The sequence below is a fragment of the Lysobacter sp. TAB13 genome, assembly GCF_052113885.1.
GTDB lineage: Bacteria > Pseudomonadota > Gammaproteobacteria > Xanthomonadales > Xanthomonadaceae > Lysobacter > Lysobacter gummosus.
On sequence record NZ_JBFRDR010000089.1, the window covers coordinates 1 to 613 of the forward strand.

Genomic DNA, 613 nt, shown 5'->3' on the forward strand with positions numbered 1-613 from the left:
GTCCCTGCGGCTCCAGGGACCAAGCCGCTTGCGTCGGGCGGCAATCCGCGCCGCAGCCAGTTCCTCATCCTCGGTGGTGCGGCTCGCCTCCGCGACGAGCTCGCGCCCGACGCCCTTGGCCGCAAGCCGCGCCGCAACGGCGCGGGCGGACTGCCCCTTTCGGCGCAAGGTTGCCGCCCGCCCTTCGGCAAAGCGTTTGTCATCGACCAGCCCTGCGGCAACGCAGCGCGCCACCGTTTCATCGATGAGTGCGGCGAAGGATTGCGGTTCGTCGCCGTGATGGCGGCAACTCATTATCACCTTGCGCTGGAGGACCCGGTGCAACTGCCCGGCAGGGGCCGAGTAGCGCTCGAGGTAATGCATCGCCGCACGCTGCAGATAATCGGCGCTGATCCGCCGTGGCTCTTTGCGCGTCCCGACGCTGCGCTGATCGCCGTCCCCATTGGCGCCTCTCATTCTAGTCCAGACCAGGTTTCGATCGTGCGGACTTGATCGATGAGCGCCGGTCCTTGCCTTGAAGACGGCGCTCCTTGGATGCCTTGGTCGGTTTGGTCGGCCTGCGTATCTCGGGGCGGACCGCAGCCTCGCGGATCATGTCCAGCAGGCGCTCCAG

At 67.4% G+C, this 613-nt stretch carries 1 protein-coding gene; it reads right to left on the minus strand.

The genetic code is table 11. The features are described from left to right. Positions 1-456, minus strand: a 456-nt coding sequence (locus AB4Y92_RS25260; protein ID WP_441822111.1) for a RecX family transcriptional regulator, incomplete at its 3' end; no start/stop codon positions are given. Positions 457-613: the final 157 nt, after the last annotated feature.